25 protein-coding genes are annotated in these 25906 nt (G+C 66.3%); 13 read left to right on the forward strand and 12 right to left on the reverse strand.

The genetic code is table 11. The annotated features are described in order from the left end of the window. The first annotated feature begins 7 nt into the window (after positions 1 to 7). A complete protein-coding gene (gene bluB, locus R4P95_RS06945) occupies positions 8 to 625 on the forward strand; it encodes a 5,6-dimethylbenzimidazole synthase (protein WP_213577862.1) in 618 nt (205 codons plus the stop codon). Here bluB and R4P95_RS06950 read toward each other — a convergent pair. The 4 genes from R4P95_RS06950 to glp form a co-directional block, all read right to left on the reverse strand. Beyond that, positions 622 to 2052 carry a DEAD/DEAH box helicase gene (locus R4P95_RS06950; RefSeq protein ID WP_204164770.1) on the reverse strand — a complete coding sequence of 477 codons (1431 nt, stop codon included), beginning with the start codon at positions 2050 to 2052 and terminating at the stop codon, positions 622 to 624. The genes bluB and R4P95_RS06950 overlap by 4 nt on opposite strands. Positions 2053 to 2313: 261 nt before the next feature. Beyond that, positions 2314 to 2727, reverse strand: a complete 414-nt coding sequence (locus tag R4P95_RS06955; protein WP_159926009.1) for a molybdenum cofactor biosynthesis protein MoaE — start codon at positions 2725 to 2727, stop codon at positions 2314 to 2316. Beyond that, complete coding sequence (gene moaCB / locus R4P95_RS06960) at positions 2720 to 3691, reverse strand: bifunctional molybdenum cofactor biosynthesis protein MoaC/MoaB (RefSeq protein WP_213571597.1); 972 nt, start codon at positions 3689 to 3691, stop codon at positions 2720 to 2722. Before moaCB ends, R4P95_RS06955 begins: the two co-directional genes overlap by 8 nt. Then, positions 3688 to 4872 carry a gephyrin-like molybdotransferase Glp gene (glp, locus tag R4P95_RS06965; protein WP_109331132.1) on the reverse strand — a complete coding sequence of 395 codons (1185 nt, stop codon included), beginning with the start codon at positions 4870 to 4872 and terminating at the stop codon, positions 3688 to 3690. The genes moaCB and glp overlap by 4 nt, the downstream gene beginning before the upstream one ends. A gap of 98 nt (positions 4873 to 4970) precedes the next feature. Between glp and moaA the strand changes: the two genes are divergently transcribed. After that, positions 4971 to 6026 carry a GTP 3',8-cyclase MoaA gene (moaA, locus tag R4P95_RS06970; RefSeq protein ID WP_250764675.1) on the forward strand — a complete coding sequence of 352 codons (1056 nt, stop codon included), beginning with the start codon at positions 4971 to 4973 and terminating at the stop codon, positions 6024 to 6026. Further along, complete coding sequence (locus tag R4P95_RS06975) at positions 6019 to 6279, forward strand: MoaD/ThiS family protein (RefSeq protein ID WP_213571599.1); 261 nt, start codon at positions 6019 to 6021, stop codon at positions 6277 to 6279. Before moaA ends, R4P95_RS06975 begins: the two co-directional genes overlap by 8 nt. A gap of 25 nt (positions 6280 to 6304) precedes the next feature. Here R4P95_RS06975 and R4P95_RS06980 read toward each other — a convergent pair whose 3' ends face one another. Then, complete coding sequence (locus R4P95_RS06980; protein ID WP_213571600.1) at positions 6305 to 7084, reverse strand: SDR family oxidoreductase; 780 nt, start codon at positions 7082 to 7084, stop codon at positions 6305 to 6307. A gap of 4 nt (positions 7085 to 7088) precedes the next feature. Next, positions 7089 to 7928, reverse strand: a complete 840-nt coding sequence (gene nadE / locus R4P95_RS06985) for an ammonia-dependent NAD(+) synthetase (protein ID WP_213571601.1) — start codon at positions 7926 to 7928, stop codon at positions 7089 to 7091. Between the two features lie 65 nt (positions 7929 to 7993). Between nadE and R4P95_RS06990 the strand changes: the two genes are divergently transcribed. Then, positions 7994 to 8545, forward strand: coding sequence for a nucleosidase (locus R4P95_RS06990; protein WP_317746471.1), 552 nt, complete (start codon positions 7994 to 7996; stop codon positions 8543 to 8545). Between the two features lie 3 nt (positions 8546 to 8548). Here the strand turns inward: R4P95_RS06990 and R4P95_RS06995 are convergent, their stop codons facing one another. Beyond that, positions 8549 to 9148: a TetR/AcrR family transcriptional regulator gene (locus R4P95_RS06995; protein WP_317746472.1), complete on the reverse strand. Its 600-nt coding sequence runs from the start codon at positions 9146 to 9148 to the stop codon at positions 8549 to 8551. Positions 9149 to 9248: 100 nt separating this feature from the next. On the opposite strand from R4P95_RS06995, the gene R4P95_RS07000 reads away from it, so the two are divergent. Next, entirely contained in the window at positions 9249 to 9812 is a 564-nt protein-coding gene (locus R4P95_RS07000; protein ID WP_159926025.1) for an NAD(P)H-dependent oxidoreductase, read from the forward strand. Between the two features lie 22 nt (positions 9813 to 9834). Here the strand turns inward: R4P95_RS07000 and R4P95_RS07005 are convergent, their stop codons facing one another. Beyond that, positions 9835 to 10668 carry a siderophore-interacting protein gene (locus tag R4P95_RS07005; RefSeq protein WP_317746473.1) on the reverse strand — a complete coding sequence of 278 codons (834 nt, stop codon included), beginning with the start codon at positions 10666 to 10668 and terminating at the stop codon, positions 9835 to 9837. A 539-nt stretch (positions 10669 to 11207) separates the two neighbouring features. Between R4P95_RS07005 and R4P95_RS07010 the strand changes: the two genes are divergently transcribed. From R4P95_RS07010 to nrdF, 4 genes are all read left to right on the forward strand, one after another. Further along, entirely contained in the window at positions 11208 to 11441 is a 234-nt protein-coding gene (locus tag R4P95_RS07010; protein WP_109335193.1) for a redoxin NrdH, read from the forward strand. Between the two features lie 88 nt (positions 11442 to 11529). After that, positions 11530 to 12006: a class Ib ribonucleoside-diphosphate reductase assembly flavoprotein NrdI gene (nrdI, locus tag R4P95_RS07015; protein ID WP_159926029.1), complete on the forward strand. Its 477-nt coding sequence runs from the start codon at positions 11530 to 11532 to the stop codon at positions 12004 to 12006. Beyond that, on the forward strand, positions 11964 to 14147 hold the full coding sequence (gene nrdE / locus R4P95_RS07020; RefSeq protein ID WP_397504355.1) for a class 1b ribonucleoside-diphosphate reductase subunit alpha: 2184 nt from the start codon (positions 11964 to 11966) through the stop codon (positions 14145 to 14147). Before nrdI ends, nrdE begins: the two co-directional genes overlap by 43 nt. Positions 14148 to 14224: 77 nt before the next feature. Further along, a complete protein-coding gene (gene nrdF, locus R4P95_RS07025) occupies positions 14225 to 15190 on the forward strand; it encodes a class 1b ribonucleoside-diphosphate reductase subunit beta (protein ID WP_015890191.1) in 966 nt (321 codons plus the stop codon). 167 nt (positions 15191 to 15357) lie between these two features. Here nrdF and R4P95_RS07030 read toward each other — a convergent pair whose 3' ends face one another. The 3 genes from R4P95_RS07030 to R4P95_RS07040 are packed head-to-tail and all read right to left on the reverse strand — an operon-like array spanning position 15358 to position 17946. Then, a complete protein-coding gene (locus tag R4P95_RS07030; RefSeq protein ID WP_317746474.1) occupies positions 15358 to 15831 on the reverse strand; it encodes an NUDIX domain-containing protein in 474 nt (157 codons plus the stop codon). A gap of 7 nt (positions 15832 to 15838) precedes the next feature. Continuing rightward, complete coding sequence (locus R4P95_RS07035) at positions 15839 to 16912, reverse strand: ABC transporter substrate-binding protein (RefSeq protein WP_317746477.1); 1074 nt, start codon at positions 16910 to 16912, stop codon at positions 15839 to 15841. A gap of 35 nt (positions 16913 to 16947) precedes the next feature. Next, positions 16948 to 17946 (reverse strand): ABC transporter substrate-binding protein, encoded by a 999-nt coding sequence (locus R4P95_RS07040; protein ID WP_213571608.1) that lies wholly within the window; start codon positions 17944 to 17946, stop codon positions 16948 to 16950. Between the two features lie 299 nt (positions 17947 to 18245). Between R4P95_RS07040 and ctaD the strand changes: the two genes are divergently transcribed. From ctaD to R4P95_RS07055, 3 genes are all read left to right on the forward strand, one after another. After that, positions 18246 to 20036 (forward strand): cytochrome c oxidase subunit I, encoded by a 1791-nt coding sequence (gene ctaD / locus R4P95_RS07045; protein ID WP_317840471.1) that lies wholly within the window; start codon positions 18246 to 18248, stop codon positions 20034 to 20036. Between the two features lie 163 nt (positions 20037 to 20199). Next, positions 20200 to 21420 carry a phosphoserine phosphatase SerB gene (gene serB / locus R4P95_RS07050; RefSeq protein ID WP_317746480.1) on the forward strand — a complete coding sequence of 407 codons (1221 nt, stop codon included), beginning with the start codon at positions 20200 to 20202 and terminating at the stop codon, positions 21418 to 21420. Continuing rightward, positions 21417 to 22187, forward strand: a complete 771-nt coding sequence (locus R4P95_RS07055) for an aminoacyl-tRNA hydrolase (RefSeq protein WP_317746482.1) — start codon at positions 21417 to 21419, stop codon at positions 22185 to 22187. Before serB ends, R4P95_RS07055 begins: the two co-directional genes overlap by 4 nt. A 638-nt stretch (positions 22188 to 22825) precedes the next feature. Here R4P95_RS07055 and glgX read toward each other — a convergent pair. Next, on the reverse strand, positions 22826 to 24973 hold the full coding sequence (gene glgX, locus R4P95_RS07060) for a glycogen debranching protein GlgX (RefSeq protein WP_317746483.1): 2148 nt from the start codon (positions 24971 to 24973) through the stop codon (positions 22826 to 22828). Between the two features lie 50 nt (positions 24974 to 25023). Between glgX and R4P95_RS07065 the strand changes: the two genes are divergently transcribed. Continuing rightward, the gene (locus R4P95_RS07065; protein WP_159926041.1) at positions 25024 to 25845 is read left to right on the forward strand and encodes an ABC transporter ATP-binding protein; all 822 of its coding nucleotides are present in this window, start codon (positions 25024 to 25026) and stop codon (positions 25843 to 25845) included. The last annotated feature ends 61 nt before the right edge of the window (positions 25846 to 25906 follow it).

Below are 25906 nucleotides of genomic sequence, written 5' to 3' on the forward strand. Positions count from 1 at the left end.
CGAACCCATGCTGTCCGTGTATGAGGCGATCCGCCGCCGACGGGATGTGCGAGCGGAGTTCACGGGGGAGCCGGTACCGGAGAAGGTTCTGAACCGCATCCTGGGGGCAGCGCACAGCGCCCCGAGCGTCGGCAACACGCAGCCGTGGGATTTCGTTGTCGTGCGCAGGCCGGCGACCCTCGACGTGTTCGCCGAGCACGTCGCCGATGCCCGCAGAAGGTTCGCCGAATCGCTACCCGACGATCGCAGGACGACGTTCGATCCGATCAAGATCGAAGGAATACGTGAGAGCGGCATGGGCGTCGTCGTCACCTATGACCGCAGTCGCGGCGGCGAGCACATTCTCGGCAGGCACACGGTCGACGACACCGGCTTGTTCTCAGCCGTGCTGGCGATTCAGAATCTGTGGCTCGCGGCCGCCGCCGAGAACGTCGGAGTGGGCTGGGTGTCCTTTTATGACGAGCCCTACCTCACCGAATTGCTGGGGATTCCCGAGCCGGTGCGTCCCATCGCCTGGTTGTGTGTGGGACACGTCGCCGAGTTCCAGCAGGTACCCGACCTCGAGCGCTTCGGGTGGCGGGGGCGCCGGCCATTGGCCGACGCCGTCCACCTCGACGAGTTCTAGCCTTGACGGCGGCGTGACGCGCCGGCCGACGCGGTACGAGTTCCGCCGCCCGTGGACGACGCCGCCCGCGGCCTGCCCGCAGCGCCAGAACGGGAGCGACGAGCGCCGCCGCCCTGACCGTGGGCGCGTCCGCCCTGGCCGCCTCGTCCACCCTGACCGCCTTGGCCACCGCCGGGCCGCTGAGTGCGTCCGCCGGTGCTGGACACCGGCGTGGCCTTCGGTGCCGGCGTCACATGTGGTGCGAGGTCACCGACGAGTTCGAGAACGTGGGCGGAGTCCGCGGTGCTGCGGACGGGAGTGACTTTGATCGCTGCCTTCCGCATGAGGATGGACAGATCCTTGCGCTGCTCGGGCAGTACGACGGTGACGACGTCGCCGGCGCTGCCTGCGCGTGCGGTTCTGCCCGAACGGTGCAGGTAAGCCTTGTGCTCGGCGGGCGGATCGACGTGCACGACCAGTTCCACATCGTCGACGTGGACGCCTCGCGCCGCCACGTCGGTGGCCACCAGCACGCGTGCCTCACCGGCCGAGAACGAGGCCAGGTTGCGGTCGCGGGCGGCCTGCGACAGATTGCCGTGCAGATCCACCGACGGAATACCCGCTTCGGTGAGCTGACGCGCCAGCTTTCGCGCCTGATGCTTGGTGCGCATGAACAGGATTCGGCGTCCGGTGCCCGATGCCAGCTTCTCGACCAGCTTGCGCTTGGTCTCGGGGCTGTCGACGTCGAACACGTGGTGTGTCATGGCCGCGACGGGTGAGTTCGCCTCGTCGACCGAGTGCAGGACCTCGTTCTTCAGGAACCGCTTGACGAGCTTGTCGACACCGTTGTCCAGCGTGGCCGAGAACAGCAGTCGCTGCCCCTGCTGCGGCGTAGCGGAGAGGATGCGCGTGACGACGGGCAGAAAGCCGAGGTCGGCCATGTGGTCGGCCTCGTCGAGCACGGTGATCTCGACTGCGTCGAGGCTCACGAACCTTTGCTTCATCAGGTCTTCGAGGCGGCCGGGGCATGCGACGACGATGTCGACGCCTGCCTTGAGCGCCGACACCTGGCGGTTCTGGGAGACGCCACCGAAGATGGTGGTGACCTTCAGGTCGTACGCCTGCGCCAGCGGTTCGAGTGTGGCGGTGATCTGGGTGGCCAGCTCGCGGGTGGGGGCCAGGATCAGACCGACGGGGTGGCCGGGCCGACGCTTTCCGCCCGACAGTTCACCGGCGAGGCGGGACACCATCGGGATGGAGAAGGCCAGCGTCTTACCGCTGCCCGTCTTGCCGCGGCCGAGCACGTCGCGGCCCGACAGCGTGTCGGGGAGGGTGTCGACCTGGATGGGGAAGGGCGCGGTGATGCCCTGCGAGGAGAGCACCCGCACCAGCGGTTCGCGGACGCCGAGAGCGGCGAAGGTGGTGTCGGGTGTCGTCGTGTCAGACAAGTGTCAGAGCCTTTCGGGCACAGGGTTGTGCCCGAAAGGGCCGACACGGAAAGGCGATCCCGTCGGAGCTCGAGCACAGGTTGGCGGCGTTGCCGGTCGGCAAGCTTCTTCGCCGTAAGAAGAGCGGATGCACACGCTGTGCACACCCAACAGGATTCGGAGGTTCCCGAACTGAATGCGTTCTACGACGCTGGGTGACCGTCATGGTCACCTAGTGCCGCCGAGTCTACCCGGTGATGCGATGCCGGTCCGACTCAGGACTCACAGTCCCACCCATTCGGACGCGCCGTCGGCGAAATGCTGCCGCTTCCAGATGGGGACCTCGTGCTTGATCCGTTCGACGAGTTCGGCGCAGGCCGCGAACGCCTCGGCCCGGTGCGGTGCGGCTACGGCAGCCACGAGCGCCAGGTCCCCGACGGTCAGCGCACCCACCCGGTGGACCGCGGCAACAGGCAGTCCCGTCGACGACGCAACCTCCTCACAACACGTGCGGAGAAAGCGCTCGGCATCGGGGTGTGCCTGATACTCGAGTGCCGAAACGGATTGTCCGGCATCGTGATTACGTACCACCCCGGTGAAGACGACTACCGCGCCGTGTTCCGGTCCCGCCACGGCCGCATCGACAACGGCCGCGTCCAGGGGCAGGTCCGAAATCTGGGCAAGAATGTCACTCATCGTGCATACCTCCACCGGCGATCTGTGCGAGAAGGTGATCGACGATGGGGTCGAGCACCGCAAGTCCATCCTTCACTCCGCCCGGTGAACCCGGCAGATTCACGATCACTGTGCCGTTCGACACACCGGCGAGTCCCCGGCTCAGAGATGCATGCGGCGTCACTGTCGTTCCCCGATTGCGGATGGCATCCGCGACGCCGGGCAGTTCGCGGTCGAGTACGGCCCGGGTGGCTTCGGGAGTGGCGTCGGTGGGGGAGACACCCGTCCCGCCGGTGGTGATGACCAGTGCGGGGCTGCCGGACAGCGCGTCGGCGAGGCCGGCCGCGATCTCGGCGTCGGCGTAGACCAGGGGGCCGCGCGTCCGGAACCCGCGTTCGTCGAGCCAGGCGGTGATGGCCGGACCGGTCGTGTCTTCCCGCGTGCCCGCGGCGCCGCCTGTGGAGGCGACCAGGACCGCGGCAGTGCGCCCTCTCGGTGATGCCGAGTCGGTCGCCGGCTCCCGGGTCCAGTGCCCGCGTTTGCCGCCGTCTTTCGTGAGCAAGCGGACACCGTCCAGGGTGGCAGCGGGATCCACGGCCTTCACCATGTCGTGCAGAGTCAGCCCGGCCACAGCCACTGCGGTCAGTGCCTCCATTTCGACGCCGGTCGGCCCTTTCGTCTTCGCTGTCGCCTCGATCGTGATGGCATCGTCGGCGAATCCGAACTCCACCTTGACCGACGAGAGCGCAAGCTGATGGCACAACGGAATGAGCTCGGACGTCTTCTTCGCACCCGAGATACCCGCAATCCGGGCGGTCGCGAGTACATCTGCCTTGGGGAGATCGTCGGCCCGGACGAGCGCAATGACCTCGGGGGTCGTGACGAGTCGTCCTTCCGCCACGGCAGTCCGGGTGGTATCGGCTTTCGCGCTCACATCGACCATGCGTGCACGACCCTCGCCGTCGAGGTGCGTCAAATCGCTCATAGGGGAATCACCTTCACGAGTTGGCCGGCGTCGAGTGCGGTGACATCGGCGGGAACATCGACGAGGACATCCGCCCACGCCATCGCTGCGACAAGATGTGAGCCCGGACCGGCGACGAGTTCTACCCCGGTGTCGGTGCGGCGAGCGCGGAGGAACTGCCGCTTACCTCGGACGGAGGTGAGCGGCGCCGCGAGCGGCCCCTCCACGGCTTCCGTGGGAGGAAGGCCCGCTGCGCGGCGAATGTCGGGACGGGCGAAGATCTCGAAGGAGACGAGGGTACTCACCGGATTGCCCGGGAAATTCAATACCGGGACGCCGTTGACCACGGCTGTCCCCTGCGGTCCGCCCGGCTGCATGGCCACGTGAGCGAACTGAGCGCCGAGCGGGGACAGCGTTTCCTTCACCACCTCGAAGTCGCCCATCGATACACCGCCGGAAGTCAGCACGACATCGGCGGTGAGGACCGCCTCGGCGAGCAGGGTGCGGAACTCGGCGGGGTCGTCGGTGCTACGGGCGATGGAGACCACCTCTGCACCGTTGGCTCGTGCACTCGACGCCAGTGCGATGCCGTTCGAATCGTAGATCTGGCCGGGACGCAGTGCGCTTCCCGCGTCGACGAGTTCGGCGCCTGTGGTGATCACCGCGACACGCGGCCGCGGGCGTACCGATACGCGCTGCAGCCCGACAGCGGCGAGCACGGCGATGTGACGGGCAGCGAGAAGGCTGCCCGCGGCGAGGAGAAGGGTTCCCGCCCGGACGTCGCTGCCACGTTCGCGCACGAATTCCCCGGCCGAGCGGGTTTTTTCGATCCGCACCTCGCCATCCGAGGTGACTGTGTCCTCGACGGGGACGATCGCGTCCGCGCCCGGCGGAACCGGTGCTCCGGTCATGATTCGGTAGGCCGTGCCGGGAAGGTGCGTGACGGGTTCGGCCGGCCCGGCCGCGATCACCCCGCGCACGGGCAGCATCACAGGGACCGTCGTGATGGATGCGGCGTCGACGGCGTAGCCGTCCATCTGGGAGTTCCGGAACAGGGGCAGATCGACGGGTGAATGGACGTCGGCGGCGAGGGCGCGTCCCAGCGCCTCACCGAGTGGAATCTCCTCGCCGGGGCGCGTATGGAGCGGTGCGAGAAGTTCGGCGACGTGCTGAGCATGCTGCTCCACCGTCCGCGTGGTCACGACGTTCCTCCGGCCATGGTTACCAATCCTATGCACGGCGGTGCGGCACGGATCACCGCCTCACGGCATACTGGACCAATGCGGGGAAAGGCAACGCGATGACAATGGTGGAGATGGGTATTCCCACCGTGCGGTCGGCCGTCTCGCTCGCGGGCCGCCCCGATGTGGGGGACCTCGTCGACAGATTCGGTCGGGTAGCGCGCGACCTTCGGGTGTCGATCACCGAGAAATGCTCGTTGCGCTGCACCTATTGCATGCCGGAGGAAGGCCTGCCGGCCATCCCGGCGCACAATCTGCTCACGGCTGAGGAAATCGTCCGGTTGGTGGGTATCGCGGTGCATCAGCTCGGGGTCCGGGAGGTCCGGTTCACCGGTGGCGAGCCGCTGATGCGCGCCGACCTCGAAGCCATGATCGCCGGGTGCGCCGAACGGGTTCCGGGTGTGCCGCTGTCGATGACCACCAACGCAGTCGGGCTCGAACACCGGGCTGCTGCACTCGCCCGCGCCGGCCTCACCCGCGTCAACGTCTCCCTCGACTCGATCGACAGGAAGCACTTCGCCAGGCTCACGCGACGCGATCGGTTGCCGTCGGTGATCGCTGGGATCCGGGCCGCCGCCGATGCAGGCCTGGCGCCGCTCAAAGTCAACGCAGTTCTGATGCCCGAGACACTCGCGGGGGCGGCGGATCTCCTCGAATGGTGCCTGACCGAAGGGATTGCGCTCCGCTTCATCGAGGAGATGCCCCTCGACGCGGACCACGAGTGGGCACGTGAGCAGATGGTGTCCGCCGACCGGTTGCTGTCGGTTCTGGGTGAGCGGTTCACCCTCGTGGAACACGGGAGGGAGGACGCGTCCGCACCGGCGGAGGAGTGGTTGGTGAACGGTGGTCCGGCCACCGTGGGGATCATTGCGTCGGTCACCCGCTCGTTCTGCTCCGACTGCGACCGAACCCGTCTGACCGCCGAGGGAACGGTACGGTCGTGCCTGTTCAGTGACCAGGAGGTCGACCTGCGGGGGGCACTGCGTTCCGGTGCCGGCGACGAGGACCTGGCCCAGTTGTGGCGTGGCGCGATGTGGAACAAGTGGGCGGGACACGGAATCAATGCGGACGGATTCGCGCCGCCGCAGCGCAGTATGGGAGCTATCGGTGGTTGACACGGTGACAGGCATTTCGGTGCGGTATTTCGCGGCGGCCGCCGACGCCGCCGGTTGCACGAAGGAAACCCTCGATCTGCCGACGGACGCCCCACTCGGTCAGGTGAAGACCGCCCTCGTCGCCAAGTACGGAGCCGACATGGAGCGGGTGCTGTCGGTGGCGGCCTTCCTCGTCGATTCAGAGCTCACGCGCGACCTCACGCGCACCGCCGGACACCAGGTGGACGTCCTGCCGCCGTTCGCGGGAGGCTAGAGGAGTTACAGCACTCCGGAGCCGCTCAGGCCGTCGTCGTGTCGGCCAGCCACCGGTCGAAGGTGATCGACCCGAACTCTTTTCCCGGAGCCAGGTTGTGCCCTGCCCTCAGGAAGGAACCCAGTGCTCCCGGCAGGGGCACGTCGATGACGAGTCCGCGCGTCCCCGTGGCTTTCTTCCATGCCACGACGAGGTCACGGGCCGTGCGGACTTCCGGGCCGCCGATGGTGACGAGACCCTCGGACGCCGGCTCGGTCGCCAGAGCGGCGTCCGCCAGCGCCCGCGCGACATCGCGGGTGTCGATCGACTGGAATCGCGTTCTCGCGAATGCCGGAATCACCCCGACATGGCTCGGCGGCTTCGCGACCATGGGAATGAAGTCGTGAAACTGGGTGGCGCGCACGACGACTGTGTCGAGCGGCGAGCTCTCGTAGACCCGTTCCTGCCGTCGCTTGGCCTGATAGTAGGCGAACTCGCCGCGGTCGACGTTCACGATGGACAGCAGCACCGCGCGTCGCACACCCGCACCGTCCGCTGTCGCCAGCAGATTGGTGGCGCCCTCGTCCAGCACGGCCCGAGTGCGGCGGGTTTTGCCGTCGGTCGTGTCCACCACCACGTCGACCCCGTCCAGCGCCTCTGCGAGCCCCTCGCCCGTCACCAAGTCGCCGTGGACATGGACGATCTCGGTGCCCGGCGCACCACCGTGCCGAGTGAGGACACGGACCGAGTGCCCGCGGGCAAGCAACTCCTTGACCAGTTGCCTGCCCGCCGTACCGGTACCGCCCGCGACCAGAACCAGGGTCACCGGATCACCGCCACCAGGTGTCGAGAGGTGTGACGGGGACCGTGCGCTTGTGACGCGTGTTCAGGTACATGGTCTCCAGCTTCTCGGCGACCTCCGGGGAAACGTCCTTGCCCTCGAGGTAGTCGTCGATCTGCGTGTAGGTCAGACCGAGCGCCTCCTCGTCGGGGAGCGCCGGGCGGTCGTCCTCGAGATCGGCGGTGGGCACCTTCTTCCAGGTGGTCTCCGGTGCCCCCAGCTCGCGGAGCAGGGCGCCGCCCTGACGCTTGGAGAGGCCGGTCAGGGGAGTGACGTCCACGCCACCGTCGCCGTACTTGGTGAAGAACCCGGTAATGGCCTCAGCTGCATGGTCGGTACCGAGTACGAGGTAGCCGAGTTGCCCCGCGATCGAGTACTGGATGACCATGCGCTCTCGGGCCTTGATGTTTCCGCGGACGAAGTCGCGCAGCTCGCCGCCGTCGCCGAGGATGTCCCGCAGGGCTGAGGCCGATTCCTTGGCAGTGGCGTCGGCGCCGGGTTTGACGTTGACCGACACCGACCGGTCGGGCTGGATGAACTTCAGCGCGATCTGTGCGTCCGACTCGTCCGCCTGGGTGCCGTAGGGAAGACGGACAGCGATGAACTCGGCCTCGTGTCCCTCCTCTCGCAGTTCGCTCGCCGCGAGTTGAGCGAGACGCCCGACAAGAGTGCTGTCCTGGCCGCCGCTGATGCCCAGAACGAAGCCCTTCGCGGGCGTCGACAGGAGGTACTCCTTCAGGAACTGGACGCGGGTGCGAATTTCTTTCGCCGCGTCGATGGTGGGCTGGGCACCGAGTTCCTCGAGTATCTGCGCACGTAGATTCGCCATGTCAGAAACTGTAGCGAGTGGGCACGTGGGACGCAGTATGGGGAAGGCCCGGTACGGTTCCGCGCATGAGCAGATCGGACATCCTCGTCGTCAGCGCTACCAAGGCGGAGGCGGTGCACGTCCCACCGGAGTTCGACGTGCTGCTCACGGGCATCGGCAAGGTGAGCGCTGCGGTGGCCGTCGCGAAGGCGCTCGGCGACTATCCGTCGTCGCAGAAACCGCTGGTGGTCAACATCGGCACCGCGGGAGCCCTGCACGAACACCACAGTGGCCTCTTCACGCCGTCGACCGTGCTCAACCACGACATCAGCGGCGACGCCATCCGGGCCTTGGGGCACGAGGTCGCGGACCGGCTCGAGATGCCGGAGGGGGACGGCTCGGTGCTTGCAACGGGGGACGTCTTCGTATCGGACGCGGGGGTGCGCGACGTGCTCGCGGAGCGGGCCGATCTCGTCGACATGGAAGGTTTCGCCGTCGCCTACGCGTGCGCACAGGTCGGTGCACAATGCCGCCTCGTCAAGCACGTGAGCGATACGGCTGACGACTCGGCGCTCGACTGGCCGGCGCGCATCGACGCGAGCGCCAGGGAGTTGGCGCTGTGGCTGCGCGCCCTGTGACCGTCAGGCGCGGGTGACACGCCTGACGAGATCCTCCCAGGCAGCCTCGAGGCGCTCGGTCGACATCCCGAGGTCGCGGATCTCGTGCAGTACGAGCGTCGCCTCGAGGGGTGCGAGGAGCGAGCACGCCAGCAGTTCGTGATCTCCTTCGACGCCCGCCTCGCGGAGCAGCGACACGACGTGCGTCACCGACACTGCGCGAGCCGGCGCGGCGAAACGGGTGCCCGGAGAATTCTCCGCGGCCCGCCGGACCTCGCCCTCGACCTCGACGGTGGCGATGCGCGCCCGGCCGTAGGCGATGAGCCGTTCGACCGGGTCGGCGCCCGGCCCCAGCGGTGGGGGTCCGAACATGAACGCCTGCTGGAGTTCGCGCTCGGAATGGTCGAGGAGGGCGAGCATGAGTCCCGATCGGCTTCCGAACCGGCGGAACACTGTGCCCTTGCCCACACCGGCCTTGCATGCGACGGCGTCCATCGTCACCGCGTCGACGCCCCGCTCGGACACCAAGAGGGCCGCAGCATCGAGCAGGAGCCGCCGATTACGTGCGGCATCACACCGTTCGGGCGGTTCGACCCCGATCTGGGGAAGGAGGAGGCGGGTCACGGCGCAATCCTACCGCGGCGGGGAATGTAAGTGGACCGTGGTCCGTTTAGGTGATATACCTGTTCCCGAGTCGCCCACCGCACCATCGAAGGAAATTGACATGTCGAAGACCAACATTCTCGTACTCGTCGGCAGCCTGCGAGCCGCGTCGGTCAACCGCCAGCTCGCCGAGACGGCAGTCTCGGTTGCTCCGGCAGGGACCGACGTCACCGTGTTCGAAGGGCTCGGTGAGGTGCCCTTCTACAACGAGGACATCGACGTCGCAGGTTCCCTCCCCGCCGTCGAGGCGTTGCGTGACGCCGCCGGCCGCGCCGATGCGCTTCTCATCCTCACCCCCGAGTACAACGGCACGATTCCCGCCGTGCTCAAGAACGCCATCGACTGGATCTCCCGTCCGTACGGAACCGGCGCCGTCAAGGACAAGCCGGTCGCCGTCATCAGCGCGTCCCCCAGCGGCAACGGCGCACAGTGGGCCCATGAAGACACCCGCAAGGCCGTCCGTATCGCCGGCGGCAAGGTGCTCGAGGACGTCACGCTCGCCATCGGCGGCACGATCGACAAGTTCGGTGACCGCCACCCGCGGGAGAACGCCGAGGTCGCACAGCAGGTCGCCGATGTCGTGACCAGCCTCGTGGACGCCACCAAGCAGCTCGTCGACGCCTGAGTCGCTCGCGGGACCGCCGTCGCTACAGCCCGGATCTCTCGAGGGCTGCGTCGACGGCGTCCCGCACCGCGTCGAAGTCTTCACCGGCCGCCAGGGCAGAGTCCCTGGCGGCTTCTATCTGCTCACGGACCGTCTCGTACCGCGCGACCCAGTCCTCCTTGTTCTCGCGCCAATAACCCATGACGTCATATCGATTCGCCGGCCAGACCAATTCGTGGCGCAGCCGGCGGCGTACGTCTCGGGATGTACGCGCTTCGCCCGCGAACCACACGTATCCCGGCTCGGAGGGTCGCGGCCAGGTGCGTGCAGCCTCCGCCAGCCTGCTGCGTCCGGTGCCGTTGCCGCTGCCGTGCAACCAGGTGACCGTCACGTCGGCCTCGGTGGTGAACTGCTGCCGATCCTCGGCGGACGTGATCTCGGCGATCACGTGCACGTGCGCCGAACCGGGCAATTCCTCCACAATCCGGCCGACGGCAGGTAAACCGGTCATGTCCGCGACGAGAAGTTGCCATGCCGTATCGCTGGGCGGTGAATACCAGCCGGCGGCGGCCGAGAACCCCAGAACATCGCCTGGCGACGCCTGTAGCGCCCACCGAATCGCAGCGCCGCCCGCGTGGACGGCGAAATCGATGTCCATCTCGCAGGACGACGGGTCCCAGCGGCGGACGGTGAAGCTCCTCTGCTCCGCGCCACCGGGCGGAAAGGCGAGCAATACGCGCTCGTCGGGCACGCCACTCGACTCGAACTCCGTCAGATCACCACCAGACAGGGTGATCCTCTGCATGTTCGGCGTCACCCGCTCCGTGCGGACGACGGGCGCCCAGCGGTCGGGTTGCTCGGAGGAGTGCACGGGCATCCGGTCACGGTACCGGGAGGCAGGCAGTTACCGGCCGGCAAGCGGCGGTGGAGGCTGGGGCGCCGGGTGCACGCGGCGGCGGGGGAGTCGGGTCTCGACCGAAGGCCGCCGTCCGCCGACCGGGTCGAGCGGAAGCCGGTTGAAATGAGGGTCGCGACAGTCCACTGCTCGGGGCGCTGGGGAATGCTGGAGCCTGCTCACAGGTGACGTAGGCTCCTCGAGCCTCGGGTGTGCGAATCGCGCAGGCGGGAGCGTTCCGAGGCCCGCCGAAAATGTGATGCGCGACACGCCGACGGGATGGCGAAATTTGTGGTTCAGCAGATGTCGACCAGGGAATTTCATCGATGTGACTCACAACATCTCGGGTTAAGTGTTTCTGTCGGCCACTAGGTGTAGTGTCTTGAGCACTGAGAGACCACTACGGGAATCGGCTCGGTGAACCCCTCCGCTGGGGTGACCGTCCTCTCGATCAGGGGAGATCTCGGGTGCTGAACACACACTTCGTCAGCTCCATTTTCGGCAGTGGAAAGAGGGACTTCATGAGCATCACCGTCTACACCAAGCCCGCTTGCGTTCAGTGCAATGCCACCTACCGGGCCCTCGACAAGGAGGGTATCGACTACGCCGTCGTCGACATCACCGAAGACGCCGAAGCCCGGGACTACGTGATGGCGCTGGGATACCTGCAGGCGCCCGTGGTCGTAGCCGGTGACGAGCACTGGTCGGGCTTCCGGCCCGATCGCATCAAGACCCTCTCGGCAAACGCTGCTTGAAGCGACACGATCGCACCCTCCGCGAGCGAGAGCGAACCGATTCCGGAGCAGCACTGACCGACAGTTTCACTCGAGATGGTGAGTACCGATGACTTCGCTGGTGTACTTCTCCAGCGCCTCGGAGAACACGCACCGATTCGTTCAGCGGCTCGGGGTGCCTGCGACGCGCATACCCATCCACGACCGCGACGGCACCTTCGAGGTGCACGAGCCCTACGTCTTGATCCTCCCCACGTACGGCGGCGGGACCACGGCGATGGGTAGGGACACCAGTTACGTCCCGAAGCCCGTCATCCGATTTCTCAACAATCCACACAACAGGTCGCTGATCCGAGCAGTGATCGCGGCGGGAAACACCAATTTCGGTGAGTCCTATTGCTTTGCAGGAAACATCATTTCTCAGAAGTGTCACGTTCCCTACCTCTACCGCTTCGAACTCATGGGCACAGCCGAGGACGTCGAACGGGTGAAGGTCGGTCTGGGTGAATTCTGGGAACACTTAGACGACAAGGAGCAGGAGCTGTGGCGCCGACCATCACAGACACCATCGATGCGGGGAGCGTAGAGCGTGACGCGCGCGGTGGGGACTCGACGAACGGTCTCGACTACCACGCGCTCAACGCGATGCTCAACTTGTACGGGCCGAACGGCGAGATCCAGTTCGACAAGGATGTCGCCGCGGCCCGCCAGTACTTCCTGCAGCATGTCAACCAGAACACGGTGTTCTTCCACAACCTCGACGAGAAGCTCGATTATCTCGTCGAGGAGAACTACTACGAGCCCGAGGTGCTCGACCAGTACTCGCGTGCCTTCGTGAAGTTTCTGATCGACCACGCGTATTCCAAGAAGTTCCGCTTCCCGACGTTCCTGGGCGCCTTCAAGTACTACACCTCGTACACGCTCAAGACGTTCGACGGAAAGCGCTACCTCGAGCGGTTCGAAGACCGAGTGTGCATGGTGGCGCTCACCCTTGCAGCAGGTGACGAGGACCTGGCCACCAAGCTGGTCGACGAGATCATCGCCGGACGCTTCCAGCCCGCCACCCCCACGTTCCTCAACTCCGGCAAGAAGCAGCGCGGTGAACCCGTCTCCTGCTTCCTCCTCCGTATCGAGGACAACATGGAGTCGATCGGCCGCTCCATCAACTCCGCCCTGCAGTTGTCCAAGCGCGGCGGCGGAGTCGCGTTGCTGCTCACCAATGTTCGTGAACACGGCGCTCCGATCAAGCGAATCGAGAATCAGAGCTCGGGTGTCATCCCCATCATGAAGCTCCTCGAAGACTCCTTCTCCTACGCCAACCAGCTCGGGGCGCGTCAGGGTGCGGGCGCGGTGTACCTGCACGCCCACCATCCGGACATCTACCGGTTCCTCGACACCAAGCGTGAGAACGCCGACGAGAAGATCCGCATCAAGACGCTCTCGCTCGGCGTGGTCATCCCGGACATCACCTTCGAGCTGGCGAAGAAGAACGAGGACATGTATTTGTTCTCGCCGTACGACGTCGAACGCATCTACGGCGTTCCGTTCGCGGACATCAACGTCACCGAGAAGTACTACGAAATGGTCGACGACAAGCGGATCCGGAAGTCGAAGATCAAGGCGCGCGAGTTCTTCCAGACCATCGCCGAGCTGCAGTTCGAGTCGGGCTACCCGTACATCATGTTCGAGGACACGGTGAACCGGGCCAACCCCATCGAGGGCAAGATCACGCACTCCAACCTGTGCTCCGAAATCCTGCAGGTGTCGACGCCGTCGCTGTTCAATGACGACCTCTCGTACAGCAAGGTGGGCAAGGACATCTCCTGCAACCTGGGGTCGCTGAACATTGCCAAGACGATGGACTCGCCGGACTTCGCGCGGACCATCGAGGTGGCGATTCGCGGACTGACCGCGGTGTCCGATCAAACGCACATCTACTCGGTGCCGTCGATCGAGGAGGGCAACAACGACTCTCACGCCATCGGGCTCGGCCAGATGAACCTGCACGGGTACCTGGCGCGCGAGCGGATCTACTACGGCTCCGACGAGGGCATCGACTTCACGAACATCTACTTCTACACCGTGGTGTTCCATGCGCTGCAGGCGTCCAACCGGATTGCCATCGAGCGGGGAACGTACTTCAAGGGCTTCCCGCAGTCGCAGTACGCGTCCGGCGAGTACTTCGACAAGTACACCGATCAGGTGTGGGAGCCGAAGACGGACAAGGTGCGTCAACTCTTCGCCGACTCCGGTGTGCACATCCCCACCCAGGACGACTGGCGTGAGCTGAAGGCGTCGGTGCAGAAGCACGGCATCTACAACCAGAACCTCCAGGCGGTCCCGCCCACCGGGTCGATCTCCTACATCAACTACTCCACCAGCTCCATTCACCCGGTGGCGTCGAAGATCGAGATCCGCAAAGAAGGCAAGATCGGCCGCGTCTACTACCCGGCGCCGTACCTGACCAACGACAACCTGGAGTACTACCAGGACGCGTACGAGATCGGCTACGAGAAGATCATCGACACCTACGCCGCGGCCACCCAGCACGTGGACCAGGGGTTGTCGCTGACGTTGTTCTTCAAGGACACCGCCACCACCCGCGACATCAACAAGGCGCAGATCTACGCGTGGCGCAAGGGGATCAAGACGCTGTACTACATCCGTCTGCGTCAGATGGCCCTCGAAGGCACCGAGGTCGAAGGTTGCGTTTCCTGCATGCTGTAGGCGGCTCCGCCGCCCGTGAGTACTTATCAACCGGCGGCGGTTGACAAGTACTCACAGCCGAACGAAGTGAGGATTCAATGGTCAAGCTGGTGAGTCGCGTATCCGCGATCAACTGGAACCGCGTCCAGGACGAGAAGGACGCCGAGGTGTGGGACCGCCTCGTCGGCAACTTCTGGCTGCCCGAAAAGGTCCCGGTGTCCAACGACATTCCGTCGTGGGGCACGCTCACGGCGCAGGAGAAGCAGCTCACGATGCGGGTGTTCACGGGGCTGACGCTCCTCGACACCATTCAGGGCACCGTGGGTGCGGTCAGCCTCATCCCCGATGCGATCACCCCGCACGAGGAGGCGGTGTACACCAACATTGCGTTCATGGAGTCGGTGCACGCGAAGAGCTACAGCTCGATCTTCTCGACGCTGTGCTCCACCCGCGACATCGACGACGCCTTCCGCTGGTCCGAGGAGAACCCGAACCTGCAACGCAAGGCCGAGATCGTCATGGACTACTACCAGGGCGACGAGCCGCTCAAGCGCAAGGTGGCGTCCACCCTGCTCGAGAGCTTCCTGTTCTACTCCGGCTTCTACCTGCCGATGTACTGGTCGTCGCGCGCCAAGCTCACCAACACCGCCGACCTCATCCGTCTCATCATCCGCGACGAGGCCGTACACGGGTACTACATCGGCTACAAGTACCAGAAGGGTCTCGAGCAGCTCACCGAGGCCGAGCGCGACGACCTGAAGAACTACACGTTCGAGCTGCTCTTCGAGCTCTACGACAACGAGGTCGACTACACCCAGGACCTCTACGACGAGGTCGGTCTCACCGAGGACGTCAAGAAATTCCTGCGGTACAACGCCAACAAAGCGTTGATGAACCTCGGCTACGAGGGTCTGTTCCCGAAGGACGAGACGGACGTCAACCCGGCCATCCTGTCCGCGCTCTCACCCAACGCCGACGAGAACCACGACTTCTTCTCCGGCTCCGGCAGCTCCTACGTCATCGGTAAGGCCGTCAACACCGAAGACGAAGACTGGGACTTCTAGAGCGACCCGCTCGGGACTTCTAGAGCGACCCGCTCGGGACTTCTAGAGCGACCCGCTCGGGACTTCTAGAGCGACCCGCTCGGGATTTCTAAACGCCTCCGACAGCTTCGCCCAATGCCGCACCGGCGCAGTTCGACTGCACCGGTGCGACATTGGGCGAACTGCGTTCAGCGCTGGAACCACGCCTCCGGCACGTCCTGCAGCGCTTTCTCGAGTCGAAGTCGCGAAGACGGGGTGAGGTCGGACGGCACTGACTCCGGGGAAAACCATGCCACCTCGAGGTTCTCGTCGTCGGACACCGCTGCGGCTCCGCCGATGTAACGCGCGAGGAAGCACACGTCGAGGTACTGCGCGACATCGCCGTTGGGATAGGTGATGGGTCCGGTCACATCGACGCTGGTGATGCGCACCAGTTCCGCGTCGACGCCGGTCTCTTCGCGTACTTCCCGGAGCGCCGCGGGCCCGGGCTCCTCACCGGGTTCGAGAACGCCTGACACCACCGCCCACCGGCCGTTGTCGGCGCGGCGGGTCAGCAGTAGCCGCCCGTCGTCGTCGCGGACGACGACGCTCACTCCCGACAACCACAGCGGCGCGTGTCCGACATGCCTGCGTAGTGCAGCTACGAACTCCGGGACGGGCACAGTTCTCCTAGCCGGCGTATCCGTTCAGGGTGTTCCGGAGATCGGTCAGCACAGCCCGCGCGGCCACCAGGCCGTTGCCGTTCCAGACCTCGCCCTCGACGGCGAACACGCGACTGTCGGCGGCGGCCCCGAGGTCTTCCCACGCTTGCCCGGACATGACCTCCTCGGCGTGCTCGGTGCCGTCCTTGCCGACGAGGACGGCATAGATGAGATCGCCTTCGGCGCGGTCGAGTTCGGCATCGTCGATCGTTTCGGTCACCGCGCCGTCGAGGTTCTGGTAGGCGGGCCTGCGGACTCCCGCGTCGGTGAGTACCTGACCGGCGAACGCCGCCGGTCCCTCCACCTCCAGACTGTCGGCGTCGAAACGCACGATGGAGGCCTGGGTTTGGGCGGCGTCGATATCGATGCCGAGTTGCTTCGCGTCCGCCTGGTATCGCTCGAGCGCGGCTGCGGCGGCATCGGCCCGGCCGAGGGCGTTGCCCGCGAGGAGGAACTGCGTCTTCCAGTACACGGGGTCGGAACCGACGAACACGGTGGGTGCGATGGGGGAGAGCTCGCCGTACAGTGCGCCGGTGGCCGGACTCGAACCGAGGATCACATCCGGCGCCGCCTGCGCGATCCGGGCGACGTCCGGTGCGCCGGCCGGCCCGACACTCGGAAGTTCGGAGATGCCCGTGCCGAGGTACCCCGGCTGTGGGGAATCGCCGTCGCCGCTCGTGGCGGCGCCGACGACGCGTTCCCACAGACCGAGTGCGCACACCGCGTCCAGCGCGGCACTGTCGAGTACCACGATTCGCTGCGGATCGGCGGGCACCTCACTCGTACCCGTCGTATGGACCACCCGATGCGTCGTCGACCCCGCCAGCTCCGGGTCGACCGGTGCCGGCTCCGGGCACGCCGTCGTGGTGTCCCTCTCGATGCCGACCACCGCCGCGCCCGCAATCTTCGTCGTGGTCCGGACGATCGAGGACGCGGGGTCGTCGTCGGCCGGTTGGGAGCAGCCGGCGAGAGCGAAGGCGGCGACACCGGCAACGAGACCGATGGACGCGCGGCGGACGGTCGAAAACCTGCGAAGGGACAATGCGGCGACTTCCTGTGTGAGCGGGCGCGTTCAGGTTAGCCGCTGTGCTTGTCGACCTCGAACGTGTCCGACAGGTCGTCGAGAATCAGGTGCGCGCCCTGGATGCTGACGGGCGACATCCAGTGGGCGTCGTCGACGTCGACCTTGCGGCCCTGCAGCGTCTGCCACAGCGGGCTTTCGAGGAAGGGGCGGGCGGCTTCGGCGCTCTCTCCCGCCGGATCCTGCCAGGTGCTGACGAAGATCACGTCGCCGTCGGCCTCGCTGAGCAGCTCCGGGCTGATCGACTGCATGATGCTGGTCGGGTCGGCCGGGTCCGGTCCCTGGCTGGCGGGCCGGGCAATGCCCGCATCCTCGAGCACGATGCCGCTGAAGGAGGTGGTGCGATAGAGGCGGGCGGTGGGTTCACCGGCGAATCGGATCACCGATACCACCGGATTCGACGCCTTGGTGTTGATGTCGGCACCGACGGCCGCGGCGCGCGACTCGTAGGCGGCGATCTTCTCGTTGGCGAGTTCTTCCTTGCCGAGCGCCTGACCGACGAGACGGATGTTCTCCTTCCACGTGGGACCGGTCGTCTCGGTGAAGACGGTCGGCGCAATGGCCGACAGCTGTTCGTAGTTCTTTCCGTCGCGAACCTCGGCCGAGATGATGAGGTCCGGCTGCAGTGCGGCGATCTTCTCGAGGCTCGCGCTGCTCACCTCGCCCACCGACTCGGCTTCGGCTGCGTACTCGTCGCGGGTGCTGCCGAGGTAGTCGGGCAGCCCGGGGTCCCGGTAGTCGACATACCCGACGAGCGGCGTCTCGAGCAGGAGTACGGCATCGGTGAAGCTGTTGTCGAGGGCCACGACCCGCTGCGGTGCGGCGGGAATCTCGGTGCTGCCGCGGAAGTGTTCGACCGTGCGGGGGAACTGCGCCGATGCGGCGGCGTCGGACGTGGAGGACGCGTCGTCGCTGCTGGAACAGGACGTGACGGCGACCGCGGCCGCGAGAGCGACGACGGCGGCCAGGGCGCGGCGTCGGGAAAGAATGTTCACTTGAAGCTCCTGGTAGAAGTTAGGTGAGCGATACCTTAGCACCGGAAAAGTCCGAATCCTGGTGGTCTCCCTGCCTCTCCCACCGACATCCGCGACACGCCGTCTCGGGTGAGAAAGAGCACGCTCCTGCAGACAATCCGCTGGTCGGCGATACCCCCGTGGGCGCTGAGCCGGGGTAAGTACGACAGGAGGTAGGACCGAGTCCGAGGCCGCTCGGGGCACCGTCTACGATTCGATGAGCGCAAGCCAGAGACCGTTCGCCTCGCAGCCCGGGGACGGACGCGCATTCAGGAGGATCAGTGACTGCCGTAGCGCCCCAGCCAGTCCCCGCGATAGCTGCAGCCAGGCCTTACCCGCCGCGGCAGGGACCCAAGGGCTCGTTCATCTTCAAAATGATCACGACCACCGACCCCAAGGTGCTCGGGATCATGTATTTGACGACCTCGATCATCTTCTTCCTCATCGGCGGTCTGATGGCCCTGATGATGCGTGCCGAGCTCGCTGTGCCCGGTATGCAGTTCTTGTCGAACGAGCAGTTCAACCAGCTGTTCACCATGCACGGCACGATCATGCTGCTGCTGTACGCGACCCCGATCGTCTTCGGCTTCGCCAACTACATCCTGCCGCTCCAGATCGGTGCACCCGACGTTGCCTTCCCGCGACTGAACGCCTTCAGCTACTGGCTGTACCTGTTCGGCGCGATCATCGCGACCGCAGGCTTCATCACTCCGGGCGGCGCAGCCGACTTCGGCTGGACGGCGTACACGCCGCTCACCAGTGCCCTGCACTCCCCGGGTGTCGGTGCCGACCTGTGGATCATGGGCCTCGCCCTGTCCGGGCTCGGCACCATCCTCGGTGGCGTCAACATGATCACCACGGTGATCTGCCTGCGCGCCCCGGGTATGACCATGTTCCGCATGCCGATCTTCACCTGGAACATCTTCATCACCAGCATCCTGATCCTGCTGGCGTTCCCGCTGCTGACGGCCGCGCTGCTGGGTCTGTTCGTCGACCGTCACCTCGGTGGCCACATCTTCGATCCGGCTACCGGCGGTGTGCTGCTGTGGCAGCACCTGTTCTGGTTCTTCGGTCACCCCGAGGTGTACATCATCGCGCTGCCGTTCTTCGGCATCGTCTCGGAAATCTTCCCGGTCTTCAGCCGTAAGCCGATCTTCGGCTACAGCGGTCTGGTGTACGCGACGATCGCGATTGCTGCCCTGTCGATCGCGGTGTGGGCGCACCACATGTACGCCACGGGCGCGGTGCTGCTGCCGTACTTCTCGTTCATGACCTTCCTGATCGCGGTGCCGACGGGTGTAAAGATCTTCAACTGGATCGGCACCATGTGGAAGGGTCAATTGACCTTCGAGTCGCCGATGCTGTTCTCGGTCGGCTTCCTGATCACCTTCCTCTTCGGTGGCCTCTCCGGCGTCATCCTGGCCAGCCCGCCGCTCGACTTCCACGTCACCGACAGCTACTTCGTGGTCGCCCACTTCCACTACGTGGTCTTCGGCACGGTCGTGTTCGCCACCTACGCCGGCATCTACTTCTGGTTCCCGAAGATGACCGGGCGGATGATGGACGAACGCCTCGGCAAGTGGCACTTCTGGACCACGTTCATCGGCTTCCACGGCACGTTCCTGGTGCAGCACTGGCTCGGGGCCGAAGGCATGCCGCGCCGGTACGCCGACTACCTGCCGTCGGACGGGTTCACCATGCTGAACTCGTTCTCGACCATCTTCGCCTTCGTCCTCGGTGCCTCGACGCTCCCGTTCATCTGGAACGTCTTCAAGAGCTACCGGTACGGCGAGGTCGTCACCGTCGACGACCCGTGGGGTTACGGCAACTCGCTCGAGTGGGCCACCACCTGCCCGCCGCCGCGTCACAACTTCACGGAACTGCCGCGCATCCGCTCCGAGCGTCCCGCGTTCGAGCTGCACTACCCGCACATGGTGGAGCGGATGAAGGCAGAAGCGCACGTCGGACCCGGGCACGGCGGCAAGCACGCCAGCACGGTCCTGGAGGAGGAACGCCACGCACCGCTCACCGTGAGCGGTGAAGGCGAGCCCGGCACCGACTCCGGCCGCTGATACAGATCGTTGCCGAAAGGCCCCGCCCCACCATCGGGCGGGGCCTTTCCCTTGGCACAATGGGTGCCGGACAAGCTGCGCGAGCACGACGACCTTCCGTGCTTCTGCGCACGTGAGACGAACGGAGTTCTTTCCAGCGTGAGTAACACGAACGGAGTTCGTAGTGGGCGCAGCTGACACGACTGTCCTGGTGACCGTCACGGGGCCCGACCGCCCCGGTGTCACATCGGTGCTCTTCGCGGCGCTCTCCCGCCACGACGTGAGCCTGCTCGATGTGGAACAGGTGGTGATCCGTGGCCGCCTGACCCTCGGCGTGCTCGTGGCGTGCCCGGAGGACGGGGAAGCCCTCCAGGAGGAACTGGAGGAGGCGATGGCCACCGTCGGGATGTCGGTGGATGTCGAGATCGGGGCGGACCCCGGCCGGCAGTCGCTGTCCACACACGCGGTGGTCATTCTCGGTTCTCCGGTGTCCGCGCGCGCCCTGCGATCGGTCGCTCGTGAGATGGCGAAGCTGAGTGTCAACATCGACTCCATCCGGGGCGTCGCCGATTATCCGGTGACCGGTCTCGAACTCCTCGTCAGTGCTCCCGCGACGCCGGCGGTGGACAAGCGGCTGCGCACGGTCCTGGCCGAGGTTGCTGTGGCGGAAAGCGTCGACATCGCGGTCGAGCGGGGTGGGCTTGCGCGCCGGGCCAAGCGGCTCATCGTCTTCGACGTCGACTCGACCCTGGTCCAAGGCGAGGTCATCGAGATGCTCGCAGCGCGAGCCGGGGTCGAAGACGAAGTCCGTGCGGTCACCGAATCGGCGATGCGCGGCGAGATCGACTTCACCGAGTCGCTGCACCAGCGGGTCGCGACGCTCGCCGGTCTCGACGCCTCCGTGATCGACGACGTCGCCGAGGGCCTCGAACTGACGCCGGGTGCCCGGACCACCATTCGCACGTTGCGACGCCTCGGATTCCACTGCGGGGTGGTGTCGGGTGGCTTCCGTCAGGTGATCGAGGGGCTCGCCCACGAACTGGAACTCGACTTCGTTCAAGCCAATACTCTCGAAATTGTGGACGGCAAGCTCACCGGACGAGTCGTGGGGGACATCGTCGACCGGGCCGCCAAGGCCACGGCGCTGCGTAAGTTCGCTGCCCAGGTGGGCGTGCCGATGGAGCAGACGGTCGCGGTCGGTGACGGCGCCAACGACATCGACATGCTCAATGCCGCAGGCCTCGGTATCGCCTTCAACGCCAAGCCGGCGTTGCGTGAGGTCGCCGACACGGCGCTCTCGCATCCCTTCCTCGACGCCGTACTGTTCATCCTCGGCGTCACTCGGGACGAGGTCGAAGCCGCCGACGCCGTGGACGGCGTGGTGAGACGAGTTCCCCTGTCGTGACGGAACCGTGTGCAGCCGCGATCACCGGCGACGCCGCGCTGTGGGAGGCACGCCACGCGATCCTCGCGGCCGGTTACGGTGGACGGCCCGATCCCGAGGATCCTGCCCTGGTGCTCGCGATGCCGATCGTTCTGCACATCCCGAAGTCGAACCCGCCTGCGCGTAGTGCGGTGCTGGCGGCGGCCGCGACGGCGTCGGTGGCGCTGTGCCTCGACCCACGGGTCGGCGTCGATGCAGACGGGCAACCGGGCCCCTGGCGCTCCGACTACCTCGCATGGGTGGGGTCCCGCATCCGCAAGGTGTCGCGCCGGGCTCGCGGTGCTCAGTGGCGCGCCGCGCAGGAGGTGGACGGCATCACCGTGGAGGTCGACGGCGCCGAGGCGCGGGCACTCGTTCCCGTCGCGGTCGGTGCGCTCGACCCGCGCATCAAGAAGCTGCAGATCGGCGGAACCGACCTCGAGCACGACGACCCCGGCCCGCCGCCCGGCGGGACACCCGTGCTGTGGATCGACTCGACCCTGGACATGACCGTCGGGAAGGCCGCTGCACAAGTGGGCCACGCGTCGATGCTGCTCGCGGGAGCGATGAGCGTCGAAGCTGCGAAGCACTGGGCGGATACGGGTTACCGCTGCGCCGTCCGTGACGCCGATGCGGCGAGGTGGACGGCGTTGCGCGAGCTCGAGTCCGCGGGGCATGCGGTCGCGGTGCGTGATGCCGGTTTCACCGAGGTGGCTCCCGGATCCGTGACGGTGATCGCCGCCCTGTGAGCCGCGGCGGGTCCAGTACCCGCGGCTTGGCTATGGGGCGTCGGGAACAATCGGGGAACACTGGCCCTCATGCTCGCTCGACGCGTGATAACGCTCTTCGCCGGACTCTGGTTGTACGGCTTCTCGATGGCCATGATGATTACCGCCGGCCTCGGCCTCGATCCGTGGGATGTATTCCATCAGGGCGTCGCGGGCCGCACGTCGCTCAGTTTCGGCGCCGTGACCGCCCTCACCGGTGCGGCTGTTCTGCTGCTCTGGGTTCCGCTGCGTCAGAAGCCGGGATTCGGCACGATCGCCAACGTTGTGGTCATTGCGGTGTCCGTGGACACTTCACTGGTGCTTCTCCCGCCCGTCGGGTCGCCGGCCGTGCAGGTGGCGATGATGGTCGGTGGTGTCGTGCTCAACGCTCTGGCGACCGTGCTGTACATCGGTGCCGGTATGGGTACGGGACCGCGGGACGGACTGATGACCGGTCTGGTACGACGAACCGGATTGTCCGTGCGCCTTGTTCGGACGTCGATCGAAGTTGCGGTGCTGGCGACCGGGTGGCTGCTCGGCGGCACCGTGGGAGTGGGGACCGTGGTCTACGCGCTGGGGATCGGTCCGCTGATCCAGTTGATGATGCGTGCCGGCGGTCTCTATCCGACCGCTCGGAAGACGAGCAGCCCGGGTCCGGACAGTCTGATCGTCGAGTCTCCCGAAATGGGGCCACCCGGTTCCGGCGCGCCGTCAGGGGAGTTGGAATCGAATTCGGCGAGCAGGATTCCGTAGAACCAGTCGGGGCTGCCCAATGCCACCTCGACCGGTCCGCCGGAGTGGAAGACGAGGAGCCAGTTGTCGTCGGTGAGCTGAAATCCGTCCTCGGTGTGGGACCGGATGTCGGACCCGTCGATCCATGCCTGCAGGGTGCGGCGTGAGTCGTCGTGCCACGCATCGTCGTCCATCTCCGCACCGTCGGCGCCGAACCACACGAGGTCCGGGTGACCGGTGGGAGTATGCCGTCCTTCGAAGAATTCCGGTTGCCGCAGTGCGGGGGACGCACGGCGCAGATCGAGAGCGCGCGTGACGAACGCGGTGAGCGTCCGGTCACCGGTGCTCCAGTCGAGCGCCCAGGAGTCCTCGCGCGCAGTGTCGGCGGGGACACAGTACGCGTTGTTGTTCCCGCCCAGCGAATGGCCGAATTCGTCGCCTGCCGTGAACATCGGGGTGCCCGTGGAGAGGGCGAGGGTGGCCAGCAGAGCGCGGACATGACGCTCGCGGGCGTCGGTGATCGACGGGTCGTCGGTGGGGCCTTCCACCCCGTGGTTGACGGAGTCGTTGTGGTCGGCGCCGTCCCGATTGTCCTCCCCGTTGGCTTCGTTGTGCTTGCGCCGGTACGCGACCAGGTCCGCCGCGGTGAAGCCGTCGTGTGCGGTCACGAAGTTGATGGAGGCCCAGGGCCGGCGACTGTGGAACAGGTCCTCCGAGCCGGCCACTCTGGAGGCCAGTTCGCGAACGCCGGTGTTGCCGTTCCAGAAGCGGCGGACAGTATCGCGGTATCGGTCGTTCCACTCCGACCACTGGGCGCCGAAGTGCCCGACCCGGTATCCGTCGGAGGTGGCGTCCCAGGGTTCGGCGATGAGTTTGCAGCGGGACAGAACAGGATCCGCGGTGATGGCGGAGAACACCGAAGCGCGAGAGTCGAATCGGCCTCCTCCGGGTCGGCCGAGGGCGGAGGCCAGGTCGAAACGGAAGCCGTCGACCCCCATGTCGTGTGCCCAGTACCGGAGGCTGTCGCAGATCATCCGGACGACGATGGGGGAGTGCGCGTCCACCGTGTTGCCGCATCCCGTGAGGTCGACGTCGCGGCCGTCGGCATCGAGAAGGTAGTAGCCCGGGGCGTCGAGACCACGCCAGCTGAGGCTGATCCCGTCGACGCCCTCTTCGCACGTGTGGTTGTAGACGACGTCGAGGATCACCTCGATTCCGGCAGCGTGCAGGGCGTCGACCATGGTGTGGAATTCGGCGATCTCCTCGCCGGCCACTGCCGCGTAGCCGGGATGGGGCGCGAAGAACGACGCTGTCGAATAGCCCCAGTGGTTACGCATTCCCCGTTCACGCACCGTCTGTTCGGTCAGGTGTGCATGTACCGGAAGTAGCTCGACCGCGGTCACCCCGAGTCGAACGAGGTGACCGATGACGGCGGGCTCCGCCAGTCCCAGATACGTGCCGCGGTACTGGGGAGGGACGCCCCGATGTCGGGCGGTGTACGCGCCGACGTGCAGTTCGTAGAGGACGGTTTCCTCCCAGGGCCTTTCGATCCTGGGACCGGTGGTCCGGGCGACGGCGGGCGTGACCACGGACAGCGGCGCGTGGCCGAGGCTGTCGAGCCGCGAACGTTCGCCGAACGGGTCTCCGGCATGCGAGATCAGGGCACGGTGGTCGCCGATCCCGCCGGTAATGCGTTTCGCCCACGGATCGACGAGGAGTTTGGCGGGGTTCATCCGGACTCCCGCGCGGGGGTTCCACTCTCCGTGGACCCGGTAGCCGTAGCGCTGGCCGGGACCGACGCCGTCCACCACCCCGTGCCAGATTCCGTAGGTGCGCTGCACGAGGTCGATTCGTGTCTCCGCACCGTCTGGAGAAATCAGGCACACCTGTACCAGCTCCGCGTCCGGAGCGTGGACCGAGAACTGGGTGCCGGTGCCTCGCACGTGTGCTCCCAGGGGAAACGGCGATCCGGGCAGGCGCAGGCTCGGCGGGAACGACGCTCTCTCGCCGGCACGTGAATCGATGTGAGACGACACGTAACTGATCCTGCCGCGAATGCGCCGAAGATGTGCGGGAAGATGGATCCGTGCATCAACCTGATCCTGATCTCCTCATCGATTTCGACGACGTCCTCCTCCGGCGCGGGGGTAACACTCTCGTAGGGCCGGTGTCCTGGAAAGTGGAGCTCGACGAGCGATGGGTGGTCCTCGGCCCGAACGGAGCCGGCAAGACCTCGTTGCTCCGCATCGCGGCTGCCGAATTGCATCCGACGAGCGGTAGCGCCCACCTTCTGGGGGAACGGCTCGGGCGAGTCGACATCAACGAGCTACGACCGCGAATCGGGCTGTCGTCGTCGGCGCTGGCGAACCGGGTGCCTGCCGAGGAGGTGGTGAGCGATCTCGTCGTGTCCGCCGGCTACGCCGTACTCGGTCGCTGGCGGGAGCGGTACGAAGACATGGATACCGAGCGGGCGGTCGAGATGCTCGAAAGTCTCGGGGCCGAGCACCTCGCCCATCGCAGCTACGGCACCCTGTCCGAGGGGGAACGCAAGCGCGTGCTCATCGCCCGTGCACTGATGACCGACCCCGAACTTCTCCTCCTCGACGAACCCGCCGCCGGACTCGACCTCGGCGGGCGAGAGGAACTCGTCGCGCGACTGACCGACCTGGCTGCAGATCCCGACGCTCCCGCAACCGTTCTCATCACCCACCACGTCGAGGAGATCCCACCCGGCTTCACCCACGCGCTGCTCCTGAACGAGGGCCGGGTGGTGTCGCAGGGTCTGCTCGACGACGTGATCACGTCGGAGAACCTCAGTGAGGCCTTCAGCCAGTCCATCAGCCTCGACAAGGTCGATGGACGGTACTTCGCGCGGCGCAGCCGGATCCCGGGCGCCCACCGGGCGTGAGGGTCGGAACGGGCACCTGTTCCAGTGGGGTGCCGGTGCGACGCACATCACCGGAGGCGTA

The sequence above is a fragment of the Rhodococcus sp. IEGM 27 genome, from assembly GCF_033142305.1.
GTDB lineage: Bacteria > Actinomycetota > Actinomycetes > Mycobacteriales > Mycobacteriaceae > Rhodococcus_F > Rhodococcus_F oxybenzonivorans.

Bases quoted from the DNA above. Each gene is read 5' to 3' on its own strand.
- bluB (WP_213577862.1), top strand. From the start codon at position 8: ATGCTGTCCGTGTATGAGGCGATCCGCCGCCGACGGGATGTGCGAGCG.
- R4P95_RS06955 (WP_159926009.1), bottom strand. From the start codon at position 2,727: ATGAGTGACATTCTTGCCCAGATTTCGGACCTGCCCCTGGACGCGGCC.
- moaCB (WP_213571597.1), bottom strand. From the start codon at position 3,691: ATGAGCGATTTGACGCACCTCGACGGCGAGGGTCGTGCACGCATGGTC.
- moaA (WP_250764675.1), top strand. From the start codon at position 4,971: ATGACAATGGTGGAGATGGGTATTCCCACCGTGCGGTCGGCCGTCTCG.
- nadE (WP_213571601.1), bottom strand. From the start codon at position 7,928: ATGGCGAATCTACGTGCGCAGATACTCGAGGAACTCGGTGCCCAGCCC.
- R4P95_RS06990 (WP_317746471.1), top strand. From the start codon at position 7,994: ATGAGCAGATCGGACATCCTCGTCGTCAGCGCTACCAAGGCGGAGGCG.
- R4P95_RS07000 (WP_159926025.1), top strand. From the start codon at position 9,249: ATGTCGAAGACCAACATTCTCGTACTCGTCGGCAGCCTGCGAGCCGCG.
- R4P95_RS07005 (WP_317746473.1), bottom strand. From the start codon at position 10,668: ATGCCCGTGCACTCCTCCGAGCAACCCGACCGCTGGGCGCCCGTCGTC.
- R4P95_RS07010 (WP_109335193.1), top strand. From the start codon at position 11,208: ATGAGCATCACCGTCTACACCAAGCCCGCTTGCGTTCAGTGCAATGCC.
- nrdI (WP_159926029.1), top strand. From the start codon at position 11,530: ATGACTTCGCTGGTGTACTTCTCCAGCGCCTCGGAGAACACGCACCGA.
- nrdF (WP_015890191.1), top strand. From the start codon at position 14,225: ATGGTCAAGCTGGTGAGTCGCGTATCCGCGATCAACTGGAACCGCGTC.